17 protein-coding genes are annotated in these 22200 nt (G+C 42.2%); 14 read left to right on the top strand and 3 right to left on the bottom strand.

What is annotated here, in order from left to right; genetic code table 11:
* Positions 1–67 precede the first annotated feature (67 nt).
* Together dexB and EL097_RS01570 are read left to right on the top strand one after the other, a co-directional pair.
* Positions 68–1681, top strand: coding sequence for a glucan 1,6-alpha-glucosidase DexB (gene dexB / locus EL097_RS01575; protein WP_039994932.1), 1614 nt, complete (start codon positions 68–70; stop codon positions 1679–1681).
* A gap of 314 nt (positions 1682–1995) precedes the next feature.
* Positions 1996–5619, top strand: a complete 3624-nt coding sequence (locus tag EL097_RS01570; protein ID WP_003046409.1) for a pullulanase — start codon at positions 1996–1998, stop codon at positions 5617–5619.
* A gap of 155 nt (positions 5620–5774) precedes the next feature.
* Here the strand turns inward: EL097_RS01570 and EL097_RS01565 are convergent, their stop codons facing one another.
* On the bottom strand, positions 5775–6065 hold the full coding sequence (locus tag EL097_RS01565) for a hypothetical protein (protein WP_003046412.1): 291 nt from the start codon (positions 6063–6065) through the stop codon (positions 5775–5777).
* A 156-nt stretch (positions 6066–6221) separates the two neighbouring features.
* Here EL097_RS01565 and EL097_RS01560 point away from each other — a divergent pair, with 156 nt between their 5' ends.
* The 10 genes from EL097_RS01560 (at position 6222) to EL097_RS01515 (ending at position 18635) form a co-directional block, all read left to right on the top strand.
* Positions 6222–6572, top strand: a complete 351-nt coding sequence (locus tag EL097_RS01560; RefSeq protein ID WP_003046417.1) for a thioredoxin family protein — start codon at positions 6222–6224, stop codon at positions 6570–6572.
* Positions 6573–6684: 112 nt separating this feature from the next.
* Positions 6685–7044, top strand: coding sequence for a preprotein translocase subunit YajC (gene yajC, locus EL097_RS01555; protein ID WP_003046420.1), 360 nt, complete (start codon positions 6685–6687; stop codon positions 7042–7044).
* A 230-nt stretch (positions 7045–7274) separates the two neighbouring features.
* Positions 7275–8024, top strand: coding sequence for an isoprenyl transferase (locus EL097_RS01550; RefSeq protein WP_003046424.1), 750 nt, complete (start codon positions 7275–7277; stop codon positions 8022–8024).
* 12 nt (positions 8025–8036) lie between these two features.
* Positions 8037–8831, top strand: coding sequence for a phosphatidate cytidylyltransferase (locus EL097_RS01545; protein ID WP_003046426.1), 795 nt, complete (start codon positions 8037–8039; stop codon positions 8829–8831).
* A 97-nt stretch (positions 8832–8928) separates the two neighbouring features.
* Positions 8929–10188 carry an RIP metalloprotease RseP gene (rseP, locus tag EL097_RS01540; protein ID WP_003046428.1) on the top strand — a complete coding sequence of 420 codons (1260 nt, stop codon included), beginning with the start codon at positions 8929–8931 and terminating at the stop codon, positions 10186–10188.
* A 205-nt stretch (positions 10189–10393) separates the two neighbouring features.
* Positions 10394–12253 carry a proline--tRNA ligase gene (locus EL097_RS01535; protein ID WP_003046431.1) on the top strand — a complete coding sequence of 620 codons (1860 nt, stop codon included), beginning with the start codon at positions 10394–10396 and terminating at the stop codon, positions 12251–12253.
* A gap of 53 nt (positions 12254–12306) precedes the next feature.
* Positions 12307–12858, top strand: coding sequence for a nucleotidyltransferase family protein (locus EL097_RS01530; RefSeq protein ID WP_003046433.1), 552 nt, complete (start codon positions 12307–12309; stop codon positions 12856–12858).
* 107 nt (positions 12859–12965) lie between these two features.
* Entirely contained in the window at positions 12966–17363 is a 4398-nt protein-coding gene (locus tag EL097_RS01525; protein ID WP_003046435.1) for a PolC-type DNA polymerase III, read from the top strand.
* Between the two features lie 166 nt (positions 17364–17529).
* Complete coding sequence (locus EL097_RS01520) at positions 17530–17958, top strand: MarR family winged helix-turn-helix transcriptional regulator (RefSeq protein WP_003046438.1); 429 nt, start codon at positions 17530–17532, stop codon at positions 17956–17958.
* Between the two features lie 131 nt (positions 17959–18089).
* A complete protein-coding gene (locus EL097_RS01515; RefSeq protein ID WP_086014973.1) occupies positions 18090–18635 on the top strand; it encodes an NADPH-dependent FMN reductase in 546 nt (181 codons plus the stop codon).
* 118 nt (positions 18636–18753) lie between these two features.
* Here EL097_RS01515 and def read toward each other — a convergent pair whose 3' ends face one another.
* Both def and EL097_RS01505 read right to left on the bottom strand, forming a co-directional pair.
* Positions 18754–19368, bottom strand: a complete 615-nt coding sequence (def, locus tag EL097_RS01510; protein ID WP_003046444.1) for a peptide deformylase — start codon at positions 19366–19368, stop codon at positions 18754–18756.
* Positions 19369–19631: 263 nt separating this feature from the next.
* Positions 19632–20297: a cyclic nucleotide-binding domain-containing protein gene (locus tag EL097_RS01505; protein ID WP_003046447.1), complete on the bottom strand. Its 666-nt coding sequence runs from the start codon at positions 20295–20297 to the stop codon at positions 19632–19634.
* Positions 20298–20387: 90 nt separating this feature from the next.
* On the opposite strand from EL097_RS01505, the gene EL097_RS01500 reads away from it, so the two are divergent.
* Complete coding sequence (locus EL097_RS01500) at positions 20388–21599, top strand: MFS transporter (RefSeq protein ID WP_003046450.1); 1212 nt, start codon at positions 20388–20390, stop codon at positions 21597–21599.
* A 120-nt stretch (positions 21600–21719) separates the two neighbouring features.
* Positions 21720–21989: a 30S ribosomal protein S15 gene (gene rpsO, locus EL097_RS01495; protein WP_003046456.1), complete on the top strand. Its 270-nt coding sequence runs from the start codon at positions 21720–21722 to the stop codon at positions 21987–21989.
* Positions 21990–22200: the final 211 nt, after the last annotated feature.

The following is a 22200-nucleotide window of genomic DNA, read 5'->3' as shown; positions in this document are numbered from 1 at the left end:
CGAAGCCCTCAAAGGTTTTTGAGGACTTCGTTTTCTTACTGAAAGGACAGAGAAGAAGAAAATGAGTATACAAAAAAAATGGTGGCATCAGGCAACAATCTATCAAATTTACCCAAGATCTTTTAAAGACACAAGTGGTAATGGGATTGGCGATTTGAAAGGTATTACTAGTCAGTTGGATTACCTGCAAAACCTTGGCATCACAGCTATTTGGCTGTCGCCAGTTTACCAATCACCCATGGACGATAATGGCTATGACATCTCTGATTATGAAGCGATTGCAGACCTTTTTGGAAACATGGACGATATGGATGAACTATTGGCAGCAGCAAATGAGCGCGGCATTAAGATTATCATGGACTTGGTGGTCAATCATACTTCCGATGAGCATGCCTGGTTTGTCGAGGCTAGGGAAAATCCTAACAGTCCTGAGCGCGATTACTACATTTGGCGAGATGAACCCAATAACCTCATGTCTATTTTTTCAGGGTCAGCTTGGGAATTGGACGAGGCTTCAGGCCAATATTACCTCCATTTGTTTAGTAAAAAACAACCTGATTTGAATTGGGAAAACGCTCAGCTGCGCCAAAAAATTTACGACATGATGAATTTCTGGATCGCCAAAGGCATCGGTGGTTTCCGTATGGACGTGATTGACCTGATTGGCAAGATTCCAGATTCTGAAATTACGGGTAACGGACCGCGCTTACACGATTACCTCAAAGAAATGAATCAAGCAACCTTTGGAAATCATGACTTGATGACCGTCGGTGAGACATGGGGAGCAACGCCTGAAATCGCACGCCAGTATTCTCGCCCTGAGAATAAAGAATTATCCATGGTCTTTCAATTTGAGCATGTGGGCTTGCAACACAAACCAAATGCCCCTAAATGGGACTATGCGGAAGAACTGGACGTCCCTGCTCTGAAAACCATTTTCAGCAAGTGGCAGACAGAATTGAAGTTGGGAGAAGGCTGGAATTCACTCTTTTGGAATAACCATGACCTACCACGGGTCTTGTCTATTTGGGGCAATGACAGCACCTATCGTGAGAAGTCTGCCAAGGCCTTGGCTATTTTGCTTCATTTGATGCGAGGGACGCCTTATATTTACCAAGGAGAAGAGATTGGCATGACCAACTATCCTTTTAAAGACTTGACTGAGGTTGATGATATTGAGTCCCTTAACTATGCCAAGGAAGCCATGGGAAATGGTCTGTCAGAGGCGAGTGTGATTGACAGCATTTGTAAAGTAGGACGAGATAATGCTAGAACGCCAATGCAGTGGTCTAAGGAAAAGCATGCTGGTTTTTCTGATGCCCAAGAGACTTGGTTGCCGGTCAACCCTAATTATCAGGAGATTAATGTGACCGATGCCCTTGCTAACCCAGACTCTATTTTTTACACTTACAAACAACTGATTGCCTTACGTAAGGAGCAAGACTGGCTAGTTGAAGCAGATTACCACCTCTTGCCAACAGCTGATAAAGTGTTTGCCTACCAACGTCAATTTGGGGCAGATTTGTATGTGATTGTTGTCAATGTGTCTGACCAGAAGCAAGTCTTTGCCAAAGACTTAGCAAGTGCAGAAGTGGTTATCGCCAACACAGATGTGGACAAGGTGTTAGAGACCAAGCATTTACAACCTTGGGATGCCTTTTGTGTGAAGGTGTCAGCTTAACCTATTATTAAGATTGATTTTCTTGTAACATTAACAGCCAACCGAGGGGAGGAATTCTGGTTGGCTTTTTTTTGTGTCTTCTATGGGGCTGAGCAAAAATCGACATCTCATTGATTTTTTCACATTTTCGAAACAAGAAACCGCTTGAAATCAACCTTTGTAAATGAAAGATTTCAGGCAGTTTTGTTTATATTGGACGTCTTGCCCAGCCCCTGTTTACTTGATGACAAGAAAGCTTTTCGTTTGCTGTTGCAAGCGTTTGCACAATGTGTTAAGATATGGTTGTTAGAATCTTTTATCAATAGGGAGGTCTTATGACTAAGAGCGTTATTCAAGGGGCAAAAGAGTACAAGTATGCCATCAAAAAGTTGAGCATAGGTGTTGTATCAGTAGCAACTGGGGCTAGTATCTTACTTTATAGCCCGCAAGTTTTAGCACAAGAAAGTAGCCCAGAAACTGAGGTGCTGCTGACTCAGGTAGAGCCTGACAAGCAGGCAACACAACAAGCTGATTCAGTTGTTAATGAGGTGTCCAATGCAAGCGCTGGCCTAACTCCAGAAAGTTCTGTGAAAAAGACAGAAGTGGTCACTGATTCAAGTCAAGCTGCTGAGGCTCACTTTTTGACCGATCAAGTAAGTACTACTCAAGCTGACCAAAGCAGTGAGCCGGCTAAACCTCTTGCGACTGATGCAGCAGCAACAGCGCCAGCTATTGCGGACAACCATTTGCGGTTGCATTTAAAAGCATTGCCAAAAGACCAGTCGCTCGATAGTCTGGGGCTTTGGGTTTGGGATGATGTGGACCAGCCTTCCAAAGATTGGCCTAATGGTGCTATTCCACTAACGACAGCTAAAAAAGATGATTATGGTTATTACCTCGATGTCAAATTAGCGGATAAGCAACGCAAACAGGTCTCTTACCTTATCAACAATAAGGCTGGGGAAAACCTCTCCAAAGATCAGCACTTTCAGTTGCTGACGCCAAAAATGAATGAAGCTTGGGCAGATGACACTTATCAGATTCATGCCTATGAGCCGCTTCAAAAAGGCCACATTCGGATTAATTACGACAATGAAGCTGGCAACTACGATCATCTAGCTGTTTGGTTATTTAAAGATGTTCAAACCCCATCGACTGATTGGCCAAACGGGCTTGATTTGGTCAATAAAGGGCCTTATGGTGCTTATGTAGATGTCCCTCTAAAAGAGGGTGCCAAGGAGATTGGTTTCTTAATCTTAGATAAGAGCAAGTCAGGCGATGCTATCAAGGTGCAACCTAAGGACTACCTTTTCAAAGATCTGGACAATCACACTCAGATTTTTGTCAAAGACACTGATCCTAAGGTTTACAACAACCCTTATTATATTGATCAGGTTCGTCTAAAAGGGGCTGAGCAAACGGAAGTAAGGGAGCTAAGAGCAACCTTCACCACTCTAGAAGGACTGGATCAGGCAGATGTGCTAAAAGCCATCAAAGTGACCGATAAAGATGGTAAAGCAGTCGCCGTCGAAAACCTTACCTTTGACAAGGACAATCCTGTGGTGATTCTCAAAGGGGACTTTAAGGTAGCTGGTGCAGACTATACGGTGACCTTTGGAGAGGTTAGCCAAGTCGCTCGCCAATCTTGGCAACTAAAAGATAACCTCTATGCTTACGATGGTGAGTTAGGGGCTAGTTTAGATAAAGATGGTTCAGTGACCTTGGCCTTTTGGTCTCCGAGTGCTGACAGTGTTAAGCTTGTCGTTTACGATAAACAAGACCAAACAAGAATGGTTGGTCAGGCTGATTTGACCAAGTCGGACAAGGGTGTTTGGAGAGCTCATCTGACTTCTGACAGTATCAAGGGCATTAGGGATTACACAGGCTACTATTACCTCTATGAAATCACGCGCGGTCAGGAAAAAGTCATGGTTTTGGATCCTTACGCCAAATCTCTCGCCGCTTGGAACAATGCGACTGTCACTGATCAGCTCAAAACAGCTAAGGCTGCTTTTGTCAATCCAAGTCTTGTTGGCCCTAAAGACCTTGATTTTGCTAAGATTGACAATTTCACCAAACGTGAAGATGCCATTATCTATGAAGCTCACGTGCGAGATTTCACCTCAGATCCAAGTCTCGATGGTAAATTGACGAGTGGTTTTGGAACGTTCTCAGCCTTTGTGGAAAAACTCGACTACCTCAAAGACTTGGGGGTTACTCACGTTCAGCTATTGCCAGTTTTGAGTTATTTTTATGTCAATGAGCTGGACAAGAGCCGTTCAACAGCCTACACGTCTTCAGACAATAATTACAACTGGGGCTATGACCCGCAACACTACTTTGCCCTTTCTGGCATGTATTCGGAAAATCCTAATGACCCTGCTTTACGCATTGCAGAGCTTAAACGCCTTGTCAATGAGATTCACAAACGTGGCATGGGGATTATTCTAGACGTGGTTTATAATCATACGGCTAGAACTTATCTATTTGAAGATTTAGAACCCAACTATTATCACTTTATGAATGCTGACGGCACAGCAAGAGAAAGCTTTGGTGGAGGTCGTCTGGGGACGACACATGCCATGAGTCGCCGTATTTTGGTGGATTCGATCACCTATTTAACCCGTGAATTCAAGGTGGATGGTTTCCGTTTTGACATGATGGGTGACCATGATGCGGCAGCGATTGAGCAAGCCTTCAAAGCAGCTAAGGCTATTAATCCTAATATCATTATGATTGGTGAAGGCTGGCGCACTTATCAAGGTGATGAGGGGAAAAAAGAAATCGCAGCCGACCAAGATTGGATGAAAACAACTAATACGGTTGGTGTCTTCTCAGACGATATTCGAAACACCCTCAAATCAGGGTTCCCTAATGAAGGCACAGCGGCCTTTATTACCGGTGGCGCAAAAAATCTAGAAGGCTTGTTCAAAACAATCAAAGCACAACCTGGTAATTTTGAAGCGGATGCCCCAGGAGATGTGGTTCAGTATATTGCAGCCCATGACAATCTGACCTTGCATGATGTTATTGCCAAATCCATTAATAAGGATCCTAAAGTTGCCGAAGAAGAGATTCACAAGCGTATACGTTTAGGAAATACCTTGATTTTAACCGCTCAAGGGACTGCCTTTATTCATTCTGGTCAGGAATATGGTCGAACCAAACACCTTTTAAATCCTGACTACAAGACAAAGGTTGCTGATGACAGGGTGCCAAATAAGGCAACGCTGATTGATGCCGTAGCAGAATACCCTTACTTCATTCATGATTCTTATGATTCGTCTGACGCGGTCAATCATTTTGACTGGGCAAGGGCAACAGATGGTCAAGCTAATCCAATCAGCTACCAAACACAGGCTTACACCAAGGGTTTGATTGCCCTTCGGCGCTCAAGTGATGCCTTCAGAAAAGCAAGTATGGCAGATGTCAACCGTGATGTGACCTTAATTACCCAAGCTGGTCAAGGGGATATTCAAAAAGATGATTTGATTATTGGTTACCAGACCATTGCTTCTAATGGAGACCACTATGCTATTTTTGTTAATGCAGATAGCAAAGCGCGCACCGTGGTCTTACCAGACAGCTACCGTCATTTGCTAGGAGCACAAGTGCTTGTGGATGCGCAGCAGGCTGGGACAAGTGCCATTGCTACCCCTAAAGGCATTCAATTTACCAAAGGTGGCTTGATTATTGATGGACTAACGGCTATTGTCTTGAAAGTGGCAGCAAGCACAGCAGAGACACCAAGCCAAACGCAGCAAGCAAGGACAGGGCAGACCGTAACACCAGTGCCAATGGCTGTTTCCAAGGCAAGTCCTTTGATGACAGAAGACCAAAAACCTCAACAAGCTATCCTTCCTCAAACAGGCGAAATGACCTCAAAAGGGTTATTAGCAACTGGGTTGACCATGCTAGTAGCAGCCTTTGGTTTCCTGAACAAGCGTCAAAAAAACTAAACACCGAGACCTAACAGAATCTGATACTTCTCAGGTTCTGTTTTTTTTTGAGCATTTTAATAAAACGGCTGTGCTCTGATGATTTTTTGAGCGTCAAAAAAGAGTTAGGCCAACTTTCCTATGAGAGGCGTTGACCCAACTCTAGCCTAATGATATTAATTGCCAAATACGGGCAAGATGCCAAAGAGAATAAAAAGATTGATCCAAAAGGCGCCACAAAAGAGTAAGCCAAATAGGATGAGCCCCCAACGCTTGCTGATGGCTCCCATCAAAATAGTCAGGATACCGAGGATGAGAAACGCTTTTTGCATCACTAAAAAGTAAAGGCTATAACCCAAAACCATTGTATCCCATCTAACAAAAAACATGACCAGCCATAGCAGGCAAACTAAGACAAGGTAGGGTTTGGCATAGCGATTGATAAGGGGTCTAAACTGTGCTAACATTTGGCTAAGTTCCTTTCTATGAGGGCGCAAAGAGACGAGTATTACCTTAGTTTTATTATAAAAGAAAATGGTAGCCCTTTCAAGACGGAATTAGTTGAGAAAGCTACTGCTTTGGTGTATGATAAGGGACAAGATAAAAGATAAAGGAGTTTAGAAATGACGTTTGAAGAAACCGTAGCCCAATTTACATCGGTGGGAATTAGTGACGTGACGCAAGCCATCGCAACTGGCAAAGACATGGTCGTTTTTTTAGGGCGTTCAACCTGTCCCTATTGCCGCCTTTTCGCGCCCAAACTTGCCCAAGTTGCTAAGGACAATCAGAAGAAGGTGTCCTTTGTTAACAGTGAAAATCCCCTTGATGCCGAAGCCCTTCAAGCTTTTCGTCAAGCGTATCACTTAGCAACTGTCCCAGCCTTGTTGGTGATCCACAGTGGTCAAGTGAGAGCCGTTTGTGATTCTAGCTTGACAGAAAGTGAGATTTTAGCTTTTTTAAATGCCGATATGTAGCTGAGTCATCAGCTCCTTTTTCTCAAATCAACAAAATGAGGTCCTGTCTTGCTATGCTGCCATAATTTTGTTATAGTAGGACATGACTTCTATAGAATAAAAAGGAGACATTATGGGATTTCCAACAATTTTAATGTTTGTGGTGATGCTTGCCTTGATTTGGTTCATGCAACGCCAACAAAAGAAACAAGCGCAAGAGCGTCAAAATCAATTGAACGCCATTGAAAAAGGTGATGAAGTGGTAACAATCGGTGGCATGTTTGCCATCGTTGATGAAGTTGATTCTGCTGCTAAAAAAATCGTTTTAGATGTGGACGGGGTTTTCTTAACCTTTGAATTGTCTGCCATCAAACGTATTGTAACAAAAGCAACTGCAGAAGCAAGACCTGTTGAGACAGCTGAGCCAGTAATTGTTGACGAAACAGCTATTGAGACTACAGATGACACCGAAAGTGCTATCGAAGGCAACTAAAAACGATGAAAGTCTGGGAGGAGAACTTCCAGCCTTTTTTGCTTTATGCAGCCGCTGACTAGGGAGATCAGAATTGCCTTTTAGTCCTTGTTTTTAACAAGCCAATCCAACAATGTTAAGAATTAGTCAAACTCCTTACAGGAAGATGACATCTGCTAACAAAAAGCGAGCCAAATGGGGCGAAGTATGATAAAATATGAGATAAGTATGCTTATCAATAAGGAAAAAACATGTTTGGAATAAAAGCAAAATCAAAAAAAGTTGTTTTGGACAAAATCCCAAAGCACATCGGAATCATTATGGACGGTAATGGCCGCTGGGCGAAAAAACGGTTAAAGCCTAGGGTCTTTGGTCATAAAGCGGGAATGGATGCCTTGCAGGAAGTGACTATTGCCGCCTCAGAATTAGGGATTAAGGTCTTGACGGTCTATGCCTTCTCAACAGAAAACTGGTCTCGCCCTCAGGACGAAGTCTCTTTCATTATGAATTTGCCAGTAGAGTTCTTTGACAAGTACGTTCCAACCTTGCACAAAAACAATGTCAAGGTACAAATGATTGGAGAAACCCATCGCCTACCTGAAGATACCTTGACAGCGCTCAATGCTGCCATTGATAAAACTAAGCGTAATACTGGTTTGATTTTGAATTTTGCCCTCAATTATGGTGGTCGTGCCGAAATTACCAGTGCTGTTCGTTTGATTGCCCAAGATGTTTTGGACGCAAGGTTAAATCCTGGCGATATTACAGAAGACTTGATTGCTAATTACCTGATGACGGATCATCTGCCTTACCTTTATCGTGATCCTGATTTGATTATTCGTACCAGTGGCGAATTGCGCCTGAGCAATTTCTTACCTTGGCAATCAGCTTATAGTGAGTTTTACTTTACACCAGTTTTATGGCCTGATTTTAAAAAAGCAGAGCTGCTAAAGGCTGTTGCAGATTACAATCGTCGCCAACGCCGCTTTGGGAAGGTCTAAAAGGAGATAGTTATGAAAGAACGTGTTATCTGGGGCGGAATAGCGGCAGCTATTTTTCTACCTTTTCTTATTATAGGAAGTTTACCATTCCAATTATTTGTGGGTGTTTTGGCCATGATTGGCGTGTCAGAATTATTGAAGATGAGAAGACTTGAAATCTTTTCCTTTGAAGGGGTCTTTGCCATGCTGGCAGCCTTTGTTTTGACAGTCCCGATGGACCATTACCTCACTTCCTTGCCGATTGATGCTAGCTTTGCAGGCTATGGGATTATTGTCTTTTTCCTTTTAGCAGGAACAGTCTTAAATAGCAGTGCTTATTCTTTTGAAGATGCGACTTTCCCTATTGCGGCTAGTTTTTATGTTGGGATCGGTTTTCAAAATTTGGTTAATGCCCGCCTGTCAGGAGTTGACAAAGTTTTATTAGCGCTATTTATCGTTTGGGCAACAGATATTGGAGCCTACATGATTGGTCGCCAGTTTGGAAAACGCAAATTATTGCCTAGGATTTCACCTAATAAAACCATTGAAGGTAGCTTAGGGGGAATAGCTTGTGCAGTGCTTACTTCCTTTGTTTTTATGTTGATTGATCGCTCGGTCTATGCCCCTCATCACTTTTTTGTCATGCTGCTTTTAGTGGCCCTCTTTTCAATCTTTGCCCAATTTGGAGATTTGGTTGAAAGTGCCATTAAGCGACATTTTGGTGTTAAGGATTCTGGCAAACTGATTCCAGGACATGGAGGCATTTTGGACCGCTTTGACTCCATGATTTTTGTTTTTCCCATCATGCATCTATTCGGATTATTTTAAACAATAGCCAAGGGTGTTTTTGCACGTTTAAGGATGACTTATGTCAGACCTGAGGACAGCAAGGACTCAATAGAAATAATAGACTGAAAGGAAATCTATGTTAGGAATAATAACCTTTATTATTATTTTTGGGATTTTAGTCATTGTCCATGAATTTGGGCATTTCTATTTTGCCAAAAAATCGGGGATTCTTGTCAGAGAATTTGCCATTGGTATGGGCCCCAAAATCTTTTCGCATGTTGACCAAGAAGGGACTCTCTACACCTTGAGAATTTTGCCCCTAGGTGGCTATGTGCGTATGGCTGGTTGGGGAGATGACAAGACAGAAATCAAGACTGGAACACCAGCTAGCTTGACGCTAAATGAGCAAGGGTTGGTCAAGCGCATCAACTTATCTCAAAGCAAGATTGATCCTACCAGCCTGCCCATGAATGTCACTTCCTATGATTTGGAAGATAAGCTCAGCATTACAGGCTTGGTTTTGGACGCTACCAAGACCTATGCTGTTGACCATGACGCCACCATTGTTGAAGAAGATGGCACTGAGATCCGGATTGCTCCGCTTGATGTGCAGTACCAAAATGCTAGCATTGGCGGTCGCTTAATCACCAACTTTGCAGGTCCCATGAATAACTTTATTCTAGGGATTGTGGTGTTTATCCTCCTTGTCTTTTTACAAGGTGGCATGCCCGACTTCAACAGTAATCATGTTCGTGTTCAAGAAAACGGTGCCGCAGCCAAGGCTGGTCTTCGCGATAATGATCAAATTCTCAAGATTAATAACCATAAGGTTAATGATTGGACTGACCTTACCAAGGCTGTTGAAACAACCAGCAAGGCGTTAGGGCCTTCAGAAACGGTTAAGGTGACCTATAAATCAGGGGACACTATAAAAACTGCGGCTATCAAGCCTCAAAAGCAGGGCAAGCAATATGCTCTAGGGGTTAAAGCAAGATTGAAAACAGGTTTCGTTGATAAACTCCTAGGCGGTTTGGCATTGGCTTGGAATGGTGCTTTTACCATTTTGAATGCCTTGAAAGGTCTGATTACTGCCTTTAGTTTAAATAAGTTAGGTGGTCCAGTTGCCATGTACCAACTGTCCAATCAAGCGGCTCAAAATGGCTTGGATTCTGTCTTATCTCTCATGGCCATGCTCTCTATCAACTTGGGAATTTTCAATTTAATTCCAATCCCTGCCCTTGACGGCGGGAAAATCTTGATGAATATTATTGAAGCCATTCGTCGCAAACCCTTGAAACAAGAAACAGAAACCTATATTACCCTTGTTGGGGTTGCTATCATGGTTGTTCTGATGATTGCCGTGACGTGGAATGATATTATGAGAGTTTTCTTCTAAAGAAACTCGCTTCAATAAAAGTAACTTGTTTTCAATTTGCTAAAAGAAAACCCAAAGCCAATCTTAACTGCGGCTTAATGATTTACCTCAAAATGAAAGGGATACACATTCAATTAGTTATTGAATAGTCAGATGGTTAGGCTGTTTCCAAACGAATCAGGAACTTGTCCCTGCCTCTGGCCTTGTATCAAAATGTAATAATCTTATGAAACAAAGTAAAATGCTTATCCCAACCTTGCGCGAAATGCCAAGTGATGCTCAAGTAATTAGTCACGCGCTTATGGTGCGTGCGGGATACGTGCGCCAAGTTTCTGCTGGTATCTATGCTTACTTACCACTGGCAAACCGTACCATCGAGAAATTCAAAACCATCATGCGTGAAGAATTTGAGAAAATTGGTGCCGTTGAAATGTTAGCGCCAGCTCTTTTGACAGCTGACCTCTGGCGTGAATCAGGTCGTTATGAGACCTATGGAGAAGACCTTTATAAGCTCAAGAACCGTGACAAATCAGACTTTATCTTGGGTCCGACCCACGAAGAAACCTTTACAACCTTGGTGCGTGACGCGGTTAAATCTTACAAGCAATTACCACTAAACCTTTACCAAATCCAAGCCAAATACCGTGACGAAAAACGTCCTCGTAATGGCTTGCTTCGTACTCGTGAATTTATCATGAAAGATGGCTACAGTTTCCATCAAAACTATGATGATTTAGATGTCACTTATGAAGATTATCGTCAAGCCTATGAAGCTATTTTTACCAGAGCTGGTCTAGATTTCAAAGGGATTATCGGAGATGGTGGTGCCATGGGTGGTAAGGACTCTCAAGAATTTATGGCTATCACACCAGCTCGTACTGACCTTGACCGTTGGGTCGTCTTGGACAAATCCATCCCAAGCCTTGCAGATATTCCAGAAGAGGTTCTAGAAGAGATCAAGGCAGAACTAACAGCTTGGCTGATTTCTGGTGAGGACACTATTGCCTATTCTAGCGAATCAAGCTACGCTGCCAACCTTGAGATGGCAACCAACGAATACAAACCATCATCAAAAGTAGCTGCTGAAGATGCCTTGGCAGAAGTGGAAACACCAAATTGTAAGACTATTGATGAGGTAGCTGCCTTCCTTTCAGTAGATGAAACACAAACCATCAAAACCTTGTTATTTATGGCAGATAATGAGCCTGTTGTTGCTTTGTTGGTAGGAAATGACCAAGTCAACGATGTTAAGTTGAAAAATTACCTTGGAGCAGACTTCTTAGAGCCAGCTAGCGAAGATGACGCCCGTTCCTTCTTTGGTGCAGGTTTTGGCTCACTTGGCCCTGTCCACTTGGCAGAAGGTAGCCGCATCGTGGCTGACCGCAAAGTGCAAGACCTTGCTAATGCTGTGGCAGGAGCCAACAAGGACGGGTTCCATTTGACAGGGGTTAATCCAGAACGTGACTTCCAAGCTGAATATGTTGATATTCGTGAAGTTAAAGAAGGGGAAATGTCTCCAGATGGTCATGGTGTTCTCCGGTTTGCGCGTGGTATCGAAGTAGGACATATTTTCAAGTTGGGCACACGCTACTCAGATAGCATGGGAGCAACGATTCTTGATGAAAATGGCAGAGCAGTTCCAATTGTCATGGGTTGCTATGGTATCGGTGTTAGCCGTATCCTGTCTGCTGTCATTGAACAGCATGCCCGTCTCTTTGTGAATAAGACACCAAAAGGCGATTACCGTTATGCTTGGGGCATTAATTTCCCTAAAGAATTGGCACCATTTGACGTGCATTTGATTACAGTCAACGTCAAAGATCAAGTGGCTCAAGACTTGACAGCTAAATTAGAAGCTGACTTGATGGCTAAAGGCTATGATGTCTTGACAGATGACCGCAATGAACGCGTCGGCTCCAAATTCTCTGATAGTGATTTGATTGGCTTACCGATTCGTGTCACTGTTGGTAAAAAAGCCGCTGAAGGTATCGTGGAAATTAAAATCAAGGCAACAGGTGATAGTATAGAAGTCAATGCAGAAAACCTCATCGAAACCCTTGAAATTTTAACCAAAGAACAATCATAAAGAAATGCAGAGGTTGCCTGTTTAGAGCAACCTCTTTTTGGTATACTAATCATATGACAGATAATCGTTTTAAAGAGTTGATGGCAGCAGACAAGGACATGATGACCGTTTTAACCATTATTGCAAGCCTTCCTTTGGCTGATGCTTGGTTAGCGGCGGGAGCTATTCGAAATTTTATGTGGAACCAGTTAGCTTATGGTATTGGTTTCGATACTGATATTGATGTGGTATTTTACGATCCTAGTTTACCTTATGAAGCTAGTCAGCTTGTAGAAGACAATCTTCACCAAAACTTTCCTAATTATCACTGGGAGGTCCGGAATCAGGCATATATGCACTGCCACAGTCCCAATACAAAACCGTATTTATCAACATGCGATGCCATTTCAAAGTACCCTGAGCGATGCACAGCCATTGGTCTAAGACTGATCGATGACCAGCTGGAATTGTTTGCCCCTTATGGGTTAGCTGATATTCTAGCTTTTGAATGCCACCCGACTCCTCATTTTCTAGCAGATAAGGAGCGTCTCTTGCTTTATCAAAAGCGCCTAGCAACAAAAGATTGGCAGAAAAAATGGTCTCAGATTAGTTATTACTTGGAATAAGCTAACCAAAGAACATCAGGAGAAAGCCCTGTTTTTCTTTCCATCTAAAGCTCGAAAATCATCATAAATTGTGATAAAATAGAGCCTAAGAAAATCGGGAGTAAACTATGTCAGACTTATTCGTTAAATTGATGGAACAGATAGAAATGCCGCTTGACATGAGACGTTCAAGTGCTTTTTCGTCTGCTGATATTATCGAGGTAAAGGTGCATTCGGTATCACGCTTGTGGGAATTTCATTTTGCCTTCGCAGAGCTTTTACCGATTGCAACTTATCGTGAATTGCATGATCGTTTGACACGAACCTTTGAGGCGGCTGACATTAGGGTAACCTTTGATATTCAGGCTGCTCAGGTGGACTATTCAGATGATCTGCTTCAAGCTTATTATCAAGAAGCTTTTGAGCATGCGCCATGCAATGGGGCTAGTTTTAAATCTTCTTTTGCAAAGCTTAAAGTGACTTATGAAGATGACAAACTCATTATTGCAGCACCGCGTTTTGTTAATAATGACCATTTTAGAAAAAATCATCTGCCTAATCTGGTTAAACAATTTGAAGCCTTTGGCTTTGGCACCTTGACCATAGATATGGTATCAGATCAGGAGATGACTGAGCATTTGACCAAGGATTTTGTTTCCAGTCGTCAGGCCCTTGTGGAAAAGGCTGTGCAGGATAATTTGGAAGCCCAAAAATCTCTTGATGCCATGATGCCACCAACTGAGGAAGCAGCACCTGCTCTTAAGTTTGATTACAAGGAGCGAGTAGCTAAGCGTCAGGCAGGCTTTGAAAAAGCGACCATCACGCCAATGATTGAGATTGAGACTGAAGAAAATCAGATTGTCTTTGAGGGCATGGTTTTTGACGTAGAACGTAAAGCGACTAGAACTGGACGTCATATTATCAATTTTAAAATGACGGATTACACGTCCTCTTTTGCCTTGCAAAAATGGGCCAAGGACGGTGATGAATTACGCAAATTTGACATGATTGCTAAGGGCGCTTGGTTACGGGTACAAGGGAATATTGAAACCAACCCTTTCACTAAAAGCCTTACCATGAATGTGCAGCAGGTCAAAGAAATTGTTCACCATGAGCGAAAAGACCTGATGCCAGAAGGGCAAAAACGGGTTGAGTTTCATGCCCACACCAATATGTCTACCATGGACGCTTTACCAACAGTTGAAAGTTTGATTGATACGGCAGCTAAGTGGGGACACAAGGCAGTTGCCATTACAGACCATGCCAATGTGCAAAGTTTCCCTCATGGCTACCATAGAGCTCGCAAAGCAGGGATTAAGGCTATTTTTGGTTTAGAAGCAAATATCGTTGAAGACAAGGTGCCTATTTCTTATGACCCTGTTGATATGGATTTGCACGAAGCTACCTATGTGGTCTTTGACGTGGAAACCACAGGTCTGTCTGCCATGAATAATGACCTGATTCAGATTGCGGCTTCCAAAATGTTTAAGGGAAATATTGTAGAGCAGTTTGATGAGTTCATTGATCCTGGACATCCTCTTTCTGCCTTTACCACAGAATTGACAGGGATTACAGACAAGCATTTGCAGGGTGCCAAGCCATTGGTTACCGTCCTAAAAGCTTTTCAGGACTTTTGCAAAGATAGTATTTTGGTTGCTCATAATGCTAGTTTTGACGTTGGCTTTATGAACGCCAATTATGAACGCCATGGCTTGCCCAAAATCACACAGCCTGTGATTGATACCTTGGAATTTGCAAGAAATTTGTATCCTGAATACAAGCGTCATGGTTTGGGACCTTTGACCAAGCGTTTCCAAGTCAGTCTGGACCATCACCATATGGCTAATTATGACGCTGAAGCCACCGGACGCTTGTTGTTTATTTTCCTAAAAGATGCCAGAGAAAAGCATGGCATCACTAATTTGCTGCAACTCAATACCGATTTGGTGGCTGAGGATTCTTACAAAAAAGCACGGATTAAGCATGCGACTATCTATGTGCAAAATCAGGTCGGCCTTAAAAACATGTTTAAATTGGTCAGTCTCTCCAATGTCAAATACTTTGAAGGGGTTCCTCGCATTCCAAGAACCGTTTTGGATGCTCATAGAGAGGGCTTGTTGCTTGGTACGGCTTGTTCGGATGGTGAAGTCTTTGATGCTGTTTTGACCAATGGAATTGATGCGGCAGTTGATTTAGCTAAGTATTATGATTTTATCGAAATCATGCCACCAGCCATTTACCAACCCTTGATTGTCCGTGAGTTAATCAAGGACCAAGCGGGAGTTGAGCAGGTGATTCGTGATCTTATCGAAGTAGGGAAACGAGCTAACAAACCTGTGCTTGCCACTGGGAATGTGCATTACCTAGAGCCTGAAGAAGAGATTTACCGCGAAATTATTGTCCGTAGTCTTGGTCAAGGGGCCATGATTAATAGAACTATTGGTCGTGGAGAGGGAGCTAAACCTGCTCCCTTGCCTAAAGCACACTTTAGAACAACCAATGAAATGCTAGATGAGTTTGCCTTTCTTGGTCAAGAGCTGGCCTACCAAGTTGTCGTGAAAAATACTCAGGACATGGCAGATCGTATTGAGGAAGTAGAAGTGGTTAAGGGAGATCTCTACACCCCATATATTGACAAGGCTGAAGAGACGGTTGCCGAGTTGACCTATCAAAAAGCATTTAAGATTTATGGCAACCCTCTACCAGATATTATCGATTTGCGAATTGAAAAAGAGTTAACATCCATTTTGGGGAATGGTTTTGCCGTGATTTACCTAGCTTCGCAAATGCTTGTTAACCGGTCAAATGAGCGAGGCTATCTGGTTGGGTCTAGGGGATCAGTTGGGTCTAGCTTTGTGGCAACCATGATTGGGATTACCGAGGTTAACCCTATGCCGCCTCACTATGTTTGCCCGTCTTGCCAACATTCTGAATTTATCACAGATGGGTCAGTCGGATCGGGCTATGATTTACCTAATAAACCCTGCCCGAAATGTGGCACACCTTATCAAAAAGATGGGCAAGACATTCCCTTTGAGACCTTTCTTGGATTTGACGGGGATAAGGTACCCGATATTGACTTGAACTTCTCTGGCGATGACCAGCCGAGTGCTCATTTGGATGTTCGAGATATTTTTGGTGACGAGTACGCCTTTCGTGCCGGAACAGTTGGTACCGTAGCAGAAAAAACAGCTTATGGATTTGTTAAAGGCTATGAACGAGACTATGGCAAGTTCTATCGTGATGCTGAGGTGGATCGTCTAGCAGCAGGTGCTGCTGGCGTGAAACGAACGACTGGTCAGCACCCTGGGGGGATTGTTGTTATTCCCAATTACATGGACGTGTATGATTTTACCCCCGTGCAATTTCCAGCCGATGATGTAACGGCTTCTTGGCAGACAACCCACTTTAACTTCCATGACATTGATGAAAATGTCTTGAAACTTGATATTCTGGGGCACGATGACCCCACCATGATTCGGAAACTTCAAGACTTATCAGGGATAGATCCTATTAGTATTCCGGCTGATGATCCGGGGGTTATGGCTCTCTTTTCTGGAACAGAAGTTTTAGGTGTCACCCCGGAACAAATTGGAACACCAACTGGTATGCTAGGTATTCCAGAATTTGGGACCAACTTTGTTCGTGGCATGGTTAACGAAACGCATCCGACCACTTTTGCAGAACTGTTGCAATTATCTGGACTATCTCATGGAACAGATGTTTGGCTTGGCAATGCACAAGACTTGATTAAAGAAGGCATTGCAACCCTAAAAACGGTTATTGGTTGTCGTGATGACATCATGGTTTACCTCATGCACGCAGGCTTGCAACCTAAAATGGCCTTTACCATTATGGAACGTGTGCGTAAGGGATTGTGGCTTAAAATTTCTGAAGAAGAACGCAATGGTTATATTGAAGCTATGCGGGAAAATAATGTACCAGACTGGTACATTGAATCTTGTGGGAAAATCAAATACATGTTCCCTAAAGCCCATGCGGCAGCTTACGTGTTGATGGCTCTTCGGGTAGCTTATTTCAAGGTGCACTATCCCATCATGTATTACTGTGCTTATTTCTCTATTCGTGCGAAGGCTTTTGAGTTAAAGACCATGAGTGGCGGTTTAGAAGCTGTTAAAGCTAGGATGGAAGATATTAGTATCAAACGAAAAAATAATGAGGCCTCCAATGTGGAAAATGATCTTTTTACCACACTGGAAATTGTGAATGAGATGTTGGAACGTGGCTTCAAATTTGGAAAATTGGACCTTTACAAGAGTAAGGCAACCGAATTCCAAATCGAAGGAGACACACTGATCCCACCGTTTATTGCCTTGGAAGGGTTGGGTGAAAACGTTGCAAAACAGATTGTGAAGGCCCGTCAAGAAGGAGAATTCCTCTCTAAAATGGAATTGCGCAAACGCGGTGGAGCTTCAGCAACCCTCGTTGAAAAAATGGATGACATGGGAATTTTAGGCAATATGCCTGATGATAACCAATTAAGTCTGTTTGATGATTTCTTCTAAATCTTTTCTTTTCAAGGATTCTGTGATAGAATAGAAAAAAATTGTGTGAATAGGGGCTGGGATGCCAAACCAAGAAGCAGTGTTTCTTGCGTTATCTCCCATTCCCTATTTTTATCAGAAATTGTTAATACTAATCAGTGACATATAACTGCGTAAGGAGTGAGAAATGAGTAACTTAGATAAAAATCGTGCCTTAAAAGCCATGGTGGTTTTTCGCAAGGCTCAACGAACCTTGGATGCCTTTGGATCAGAAGTATTTAAAAGTGCCAATTTAACCCCTACTCAGTTTAGCGTTTTAGAAGTCTTGTATTCCAAAGGGAGCATGCGCATCAACAATCTCATTGATTCCTTGTTGGCCACTTCAGGAAATATGACGGTTGTCTTGCGTAATATGGAACGTAATGGTTGGATTAGTCGTTGCAAAGATGACAAGGATAAACGAGCTTATCTTGTTGAGTTGACTAATCAAGGAAAAGTCCTAATTGAAGATATTTTACCAAAACACATCAAGCGTGTTGAGCAAGCTTTTTCCGTTCTGACTGAGGACGAGCAGAAGGAATTAATAGGCTTATTGAAAAAATTTAAAAACTTGTAAGCAAAGCCCTTTACAGTTTCTCCAATTCAAGGTATAATAACTACATAGTAATAAAAGTTACTAATTAGTAAGAAAGGGACAAGATGTCTATCTTTGCTAGATTAAAACATATCTTTAAGGGAGACCCTAAAATGAAAAATATTTTATTTATCGACGGATCATTGCGTAAAGGATCATTCAATCATCAGTTAGCAGAAGCTGCTGAACAAGCACTTGAAGGAAAAGCTAATGTGTCTTATTTAGATTGGGGACAAGTTCCTGTCTTTAGCCAAGACCTTGAAGCCAGTGCACCAGAAGCAGTTGTCAATGTTCGTAAAGCTATCCAAGAAGCGGATGCTATCTGGATCTTTTCACCAGTTTACAACTTCTCTATTCCTGGTTCAGTGAAAAACCTTCTTGACTGGTCTTCACGTGCGCTTGATTTATCAGATCCATCAGGACCTTCAGCAATCGGTGGCAAAGTTATTACGGTTTCTTCAGTAGCAAATGGTGGACATGACCAAGCATTTGCTATCTACAAAGATTTGTTACCATTTATTCGCACAACAGTCGCTGGAGAATTTACAAAAGCAACTGTAAATCCTGAAGCATGGGAAACTGGCGTTCTTGAAGTATCTGAAGAAACAAAAGCTCAGTTGCTTGCTCAGTCAGAAGCCTTGCTTGCAGCAATTCAATAAGATTGATTTTGGATAACTGTTTAAACCAATTTCCAAAACAGTTGGTACCTTAACTCACAATAGAATCACATCAGAAAAGACTGACCTCTATTGTAGTCAGTCTTTTCTGATGTGATGGTTAGTCGAGAAGTAATAAGTTTTCGTCAACCTTGAAAGGGTTTGTTTGGTTAATACGGTCGTAGAACATAACCCCGTTGATATGGTCAATTTCATGTTGGACCACGATGGCATTGTAACCTTTCAATTTAATCTTATGTTTGTCGCCAGACTTGTCAAAGTATTCCACAGTGACACGGGCGTGACGAACTACATAGCCTTCAACCACACGGTCAACAGATAGGCAGCCTTCGCCATCAGCTAGCGCCGCATCTTGAACAGAATGAGAAACAATTTTAGGATTGTAAAGGACTTCTTGTAAGCTGTAAGCTTCTTTTGGTGGGTTTCCTTCTTTATCAGGAAGGTTAGGAACTAGGACAGCGATGATGCGCTTTGACACATCAATTTGAGGTGCTGCCAAACCGACACCGGCTCTAAGGCCTAATTTTTCACCCATGACAGGGTCTTGAGAATGTTTTAAGAACTGCATCATTTTTTCTCCCAAGAGAATATCCTCATCACTTAGTGGTAAGGACACTTCTTTGGCAACAGCCCTTAGGGTAGGGTTCCCTTCGCGAATAATATCAGTCATCGTAATGAGATGACTTGGTTTAATAATTTTATCTTGTGCAGACATGTCTACTCCTTTATTTTTTTAACTGGATTTACTATATCACAAATCGTTTCTTTTTAAAAGAAGACCTAATGAGAAGTGGCATAAAGTGACTAAGTGACTGAGGGAAAAATGTTGTTTTTGAGTTCAATCAGTTGCCATGGCTTCGCTTTCTCTGTATAATCTCTTTAATATCCAAACATTGAATCTTTAGAGAGAAAGATGATACTGTTTATAAAGTCAGGAATCCTTAGTGGGTTCCTTTTATCTTGTCTCAAAAGGGATGATTAATCATTGGCACTTAATTGCTGCAAGCCTTCTTGATTGAGAATACGGTAGGTTTTGAAAGAGGTTCGTTCAATCATACCTTGGAGAATAAGCTGGTTAAGTACCCGATGTAGGTGCCGGTAACTGGTCCCGAAACGGTCAGCTAGTAAGGTCAGGTTTAAGTGAACTTCTTGTTGGCTTTGGTTGTTAATGATATAGGAGGCCAGACGCTCTTTAACGGTGTAGGTAATATTGGTGGTTGACGTGATATTTTGCTTGTAAAAGTTTTGAGCCAAGCCCTGCCCAATATGATAGAGAAAGCTTGCATCGCTGAGCAGGCTTTTTTTATGGACTAGTGGCAACTGCACAACATAGGCCTCGTCAAGAACAATCACCGACGTTACGGCTTTTTGATCCGTCATTAATTCAATATCGCCGATAAGAATAGGGCCATTATGGGTTTTTAAAATGTGCTCTTTGCCATTAAACAAGCGTCGTACAATTTTAATGTTGCCTTGGACTAGATAATAAAGGGCCTTGAGCTCTTGATCTTGCAAGCAAATGGCCTCCCCTTTAAGGTAGTGAACCAGCTGTAATTGTGAGTGGCTACTTTTGGGAAAAAAGTCTTCGAGATGATGCTTTTTAAGGTAGTGTACCAATAAGTTGGCGTCTGAAATCGTCTTCATGGGCTTTTTATGACCTAGGTCCTATTTTTATCTTGTTCTTTTGATTATACTGAAGGTAAGCAAAATATTCAAGGAAAGAGAGCCCTTTTGATGTCAGTTCCTAAATCCCTTATTGAAAAAATCAGTCTTCTGAGTTTATCTTTGATGATGATTTCCCCATTTGCAGTGTCGCCAGCCCTGCCACAAATGATTGCTTATTATAAAGAACAAGGTTATCAGGCGCAGGCTGTTGAGGTTCTATTTTCCTTATCTTCTTTTGCTATTTTAAGTGTTCTTCTTGTCATGCCTTTACTGAATCGTATCTTGTCCGAACAAGCAAGGGTTATCCTAGGACTCTTGTTATTAGCAGGAGGCGGCAGTCTTCCAGTTCTGAATCAGGCTTACCCCTTATTAGTTGCCTCACGGATTTTATTGGGATTGGGGATTGGTTTGATTAATGCGCGAGCAATTAATATCATCAGTGAACGCTTTACGGGTAAAGAGAGAATGACTATGCTTGGTTACCGAGGTTCGTCAGAAGTTCTTGGCTCTGCTTTCTTCACGGTTTTAGCAGGCTATTTGCTCCCATTTGGTTGGTCGCGGGCTTATTTGATTTATGCCTTTGGCTTTGTTATCCTTGCTCTCTATCTTCTCTTTGTCCCTCCTGTGGTTCCTACTCAGGGCATGACACCAACTGGTCACAAACATCAAGGCTTATCACACAAGCAATTGTGGCAGATACTTGGCAAGGCGCTTTATGCTGGTTTTGTCATTTTAGTTAATACGTCAAATACCTTGCGTATTCCGCAGGTCATTGACCAAAGTAAGATGGGAAGTCCTACACAAGCTAGTTTTATTTTAAGCTTGATGATGCTTATGGGAATTTTGGCGGGGATTAGTTTTGGGCCTCTGCTCATCTTGTTGAAAGATCGATTACTGGCTTGGGTTACTTTTGTTTTGGGGTTAGGCATGTTAGTTTTATGGCAGGGGGATAATCTCTTTTTAGTAGCAATTGGTGCCCTATCAACTGGTTTTGTGTATAGTATCGGAGTGACCTATGTTTTTCATGTCCTCTCAGAAAAAATACCTAGCCATCAGTTAACATCAGCTACGACCCTTGTTTTATTAGGGTGCAATTTGGGGGGTGGCGGTGCTGCTTTAGTTTTACAAATTCTAGCTCATTTCCATTCTGATTTAAGAGTAGCCTACTTGATGTTTGCAGCGGCCAGTCTTACTCTGGCAGCTTGCCTTGCAGCTTATACTTGGCTAGGCAAAAAGCGTAACAAGACCAGTGACTTATCCAACTTTGAAAACAAGGAATAACAGTTGACCTAACTTTCCGAATCTGCTAGAATAGAGTGGTCGAAAGACAAACCAACTTTTTCTTGGTTTTAGGAGTGCCAATCCTAGGACTCGGATTAAGCAAAAAAAGGAGACATTATTATGGCAATCTCAAAAGAGAAAAAAAATGAAATCATCGCTCAATATGCACGTCATGAAGGCGATACTGGTTCAGTAGAAGTTCAAGTCGCAGTTCTTACATGGGAAATCAACCACTTGAACAACCACATCAAAGAACATAAAAAAGACCACGCTACTTACCGTGGATTGATGAAGAAAATCGGTCACCGTCGTAACTTGTTAGCTTACCTACGTCGTACAGATGTTAACCGTTACCGTGAGTTGATCCAATCTCTTGGACTTCGTCGCTAATGTTAAGAGTAGACTCTCCATTTAGGAGAGTTTTTTTGTTAGAACTTTTTATTTCAGCACAGATACTGATTACATGACTACAAAATATCGTTAACGTAAATAAAATTAAAAAGGTTAGAATGAAATCTACCATTACTTCTTTTTCTAAAAAGCAAATTAGTAATAGCTTTAGCAACATTTTCCAAAGTTGATTGCTGATTAACTAAGTTGT

The sequence above is a fragment of the Streptococcus canis genome (assembly GCF_900636575.1).
GTDB lineage: Bacteria > Bacillota > Bacilli > Lactobacillales > Streptococcaceae > Streptococcus > Streptococcus canis.
The sequence above is the reverse complement of the archived record's forward strand: the minus strand, read 5'-3'. Positions and strand labels throughout refer to the sequence as shown.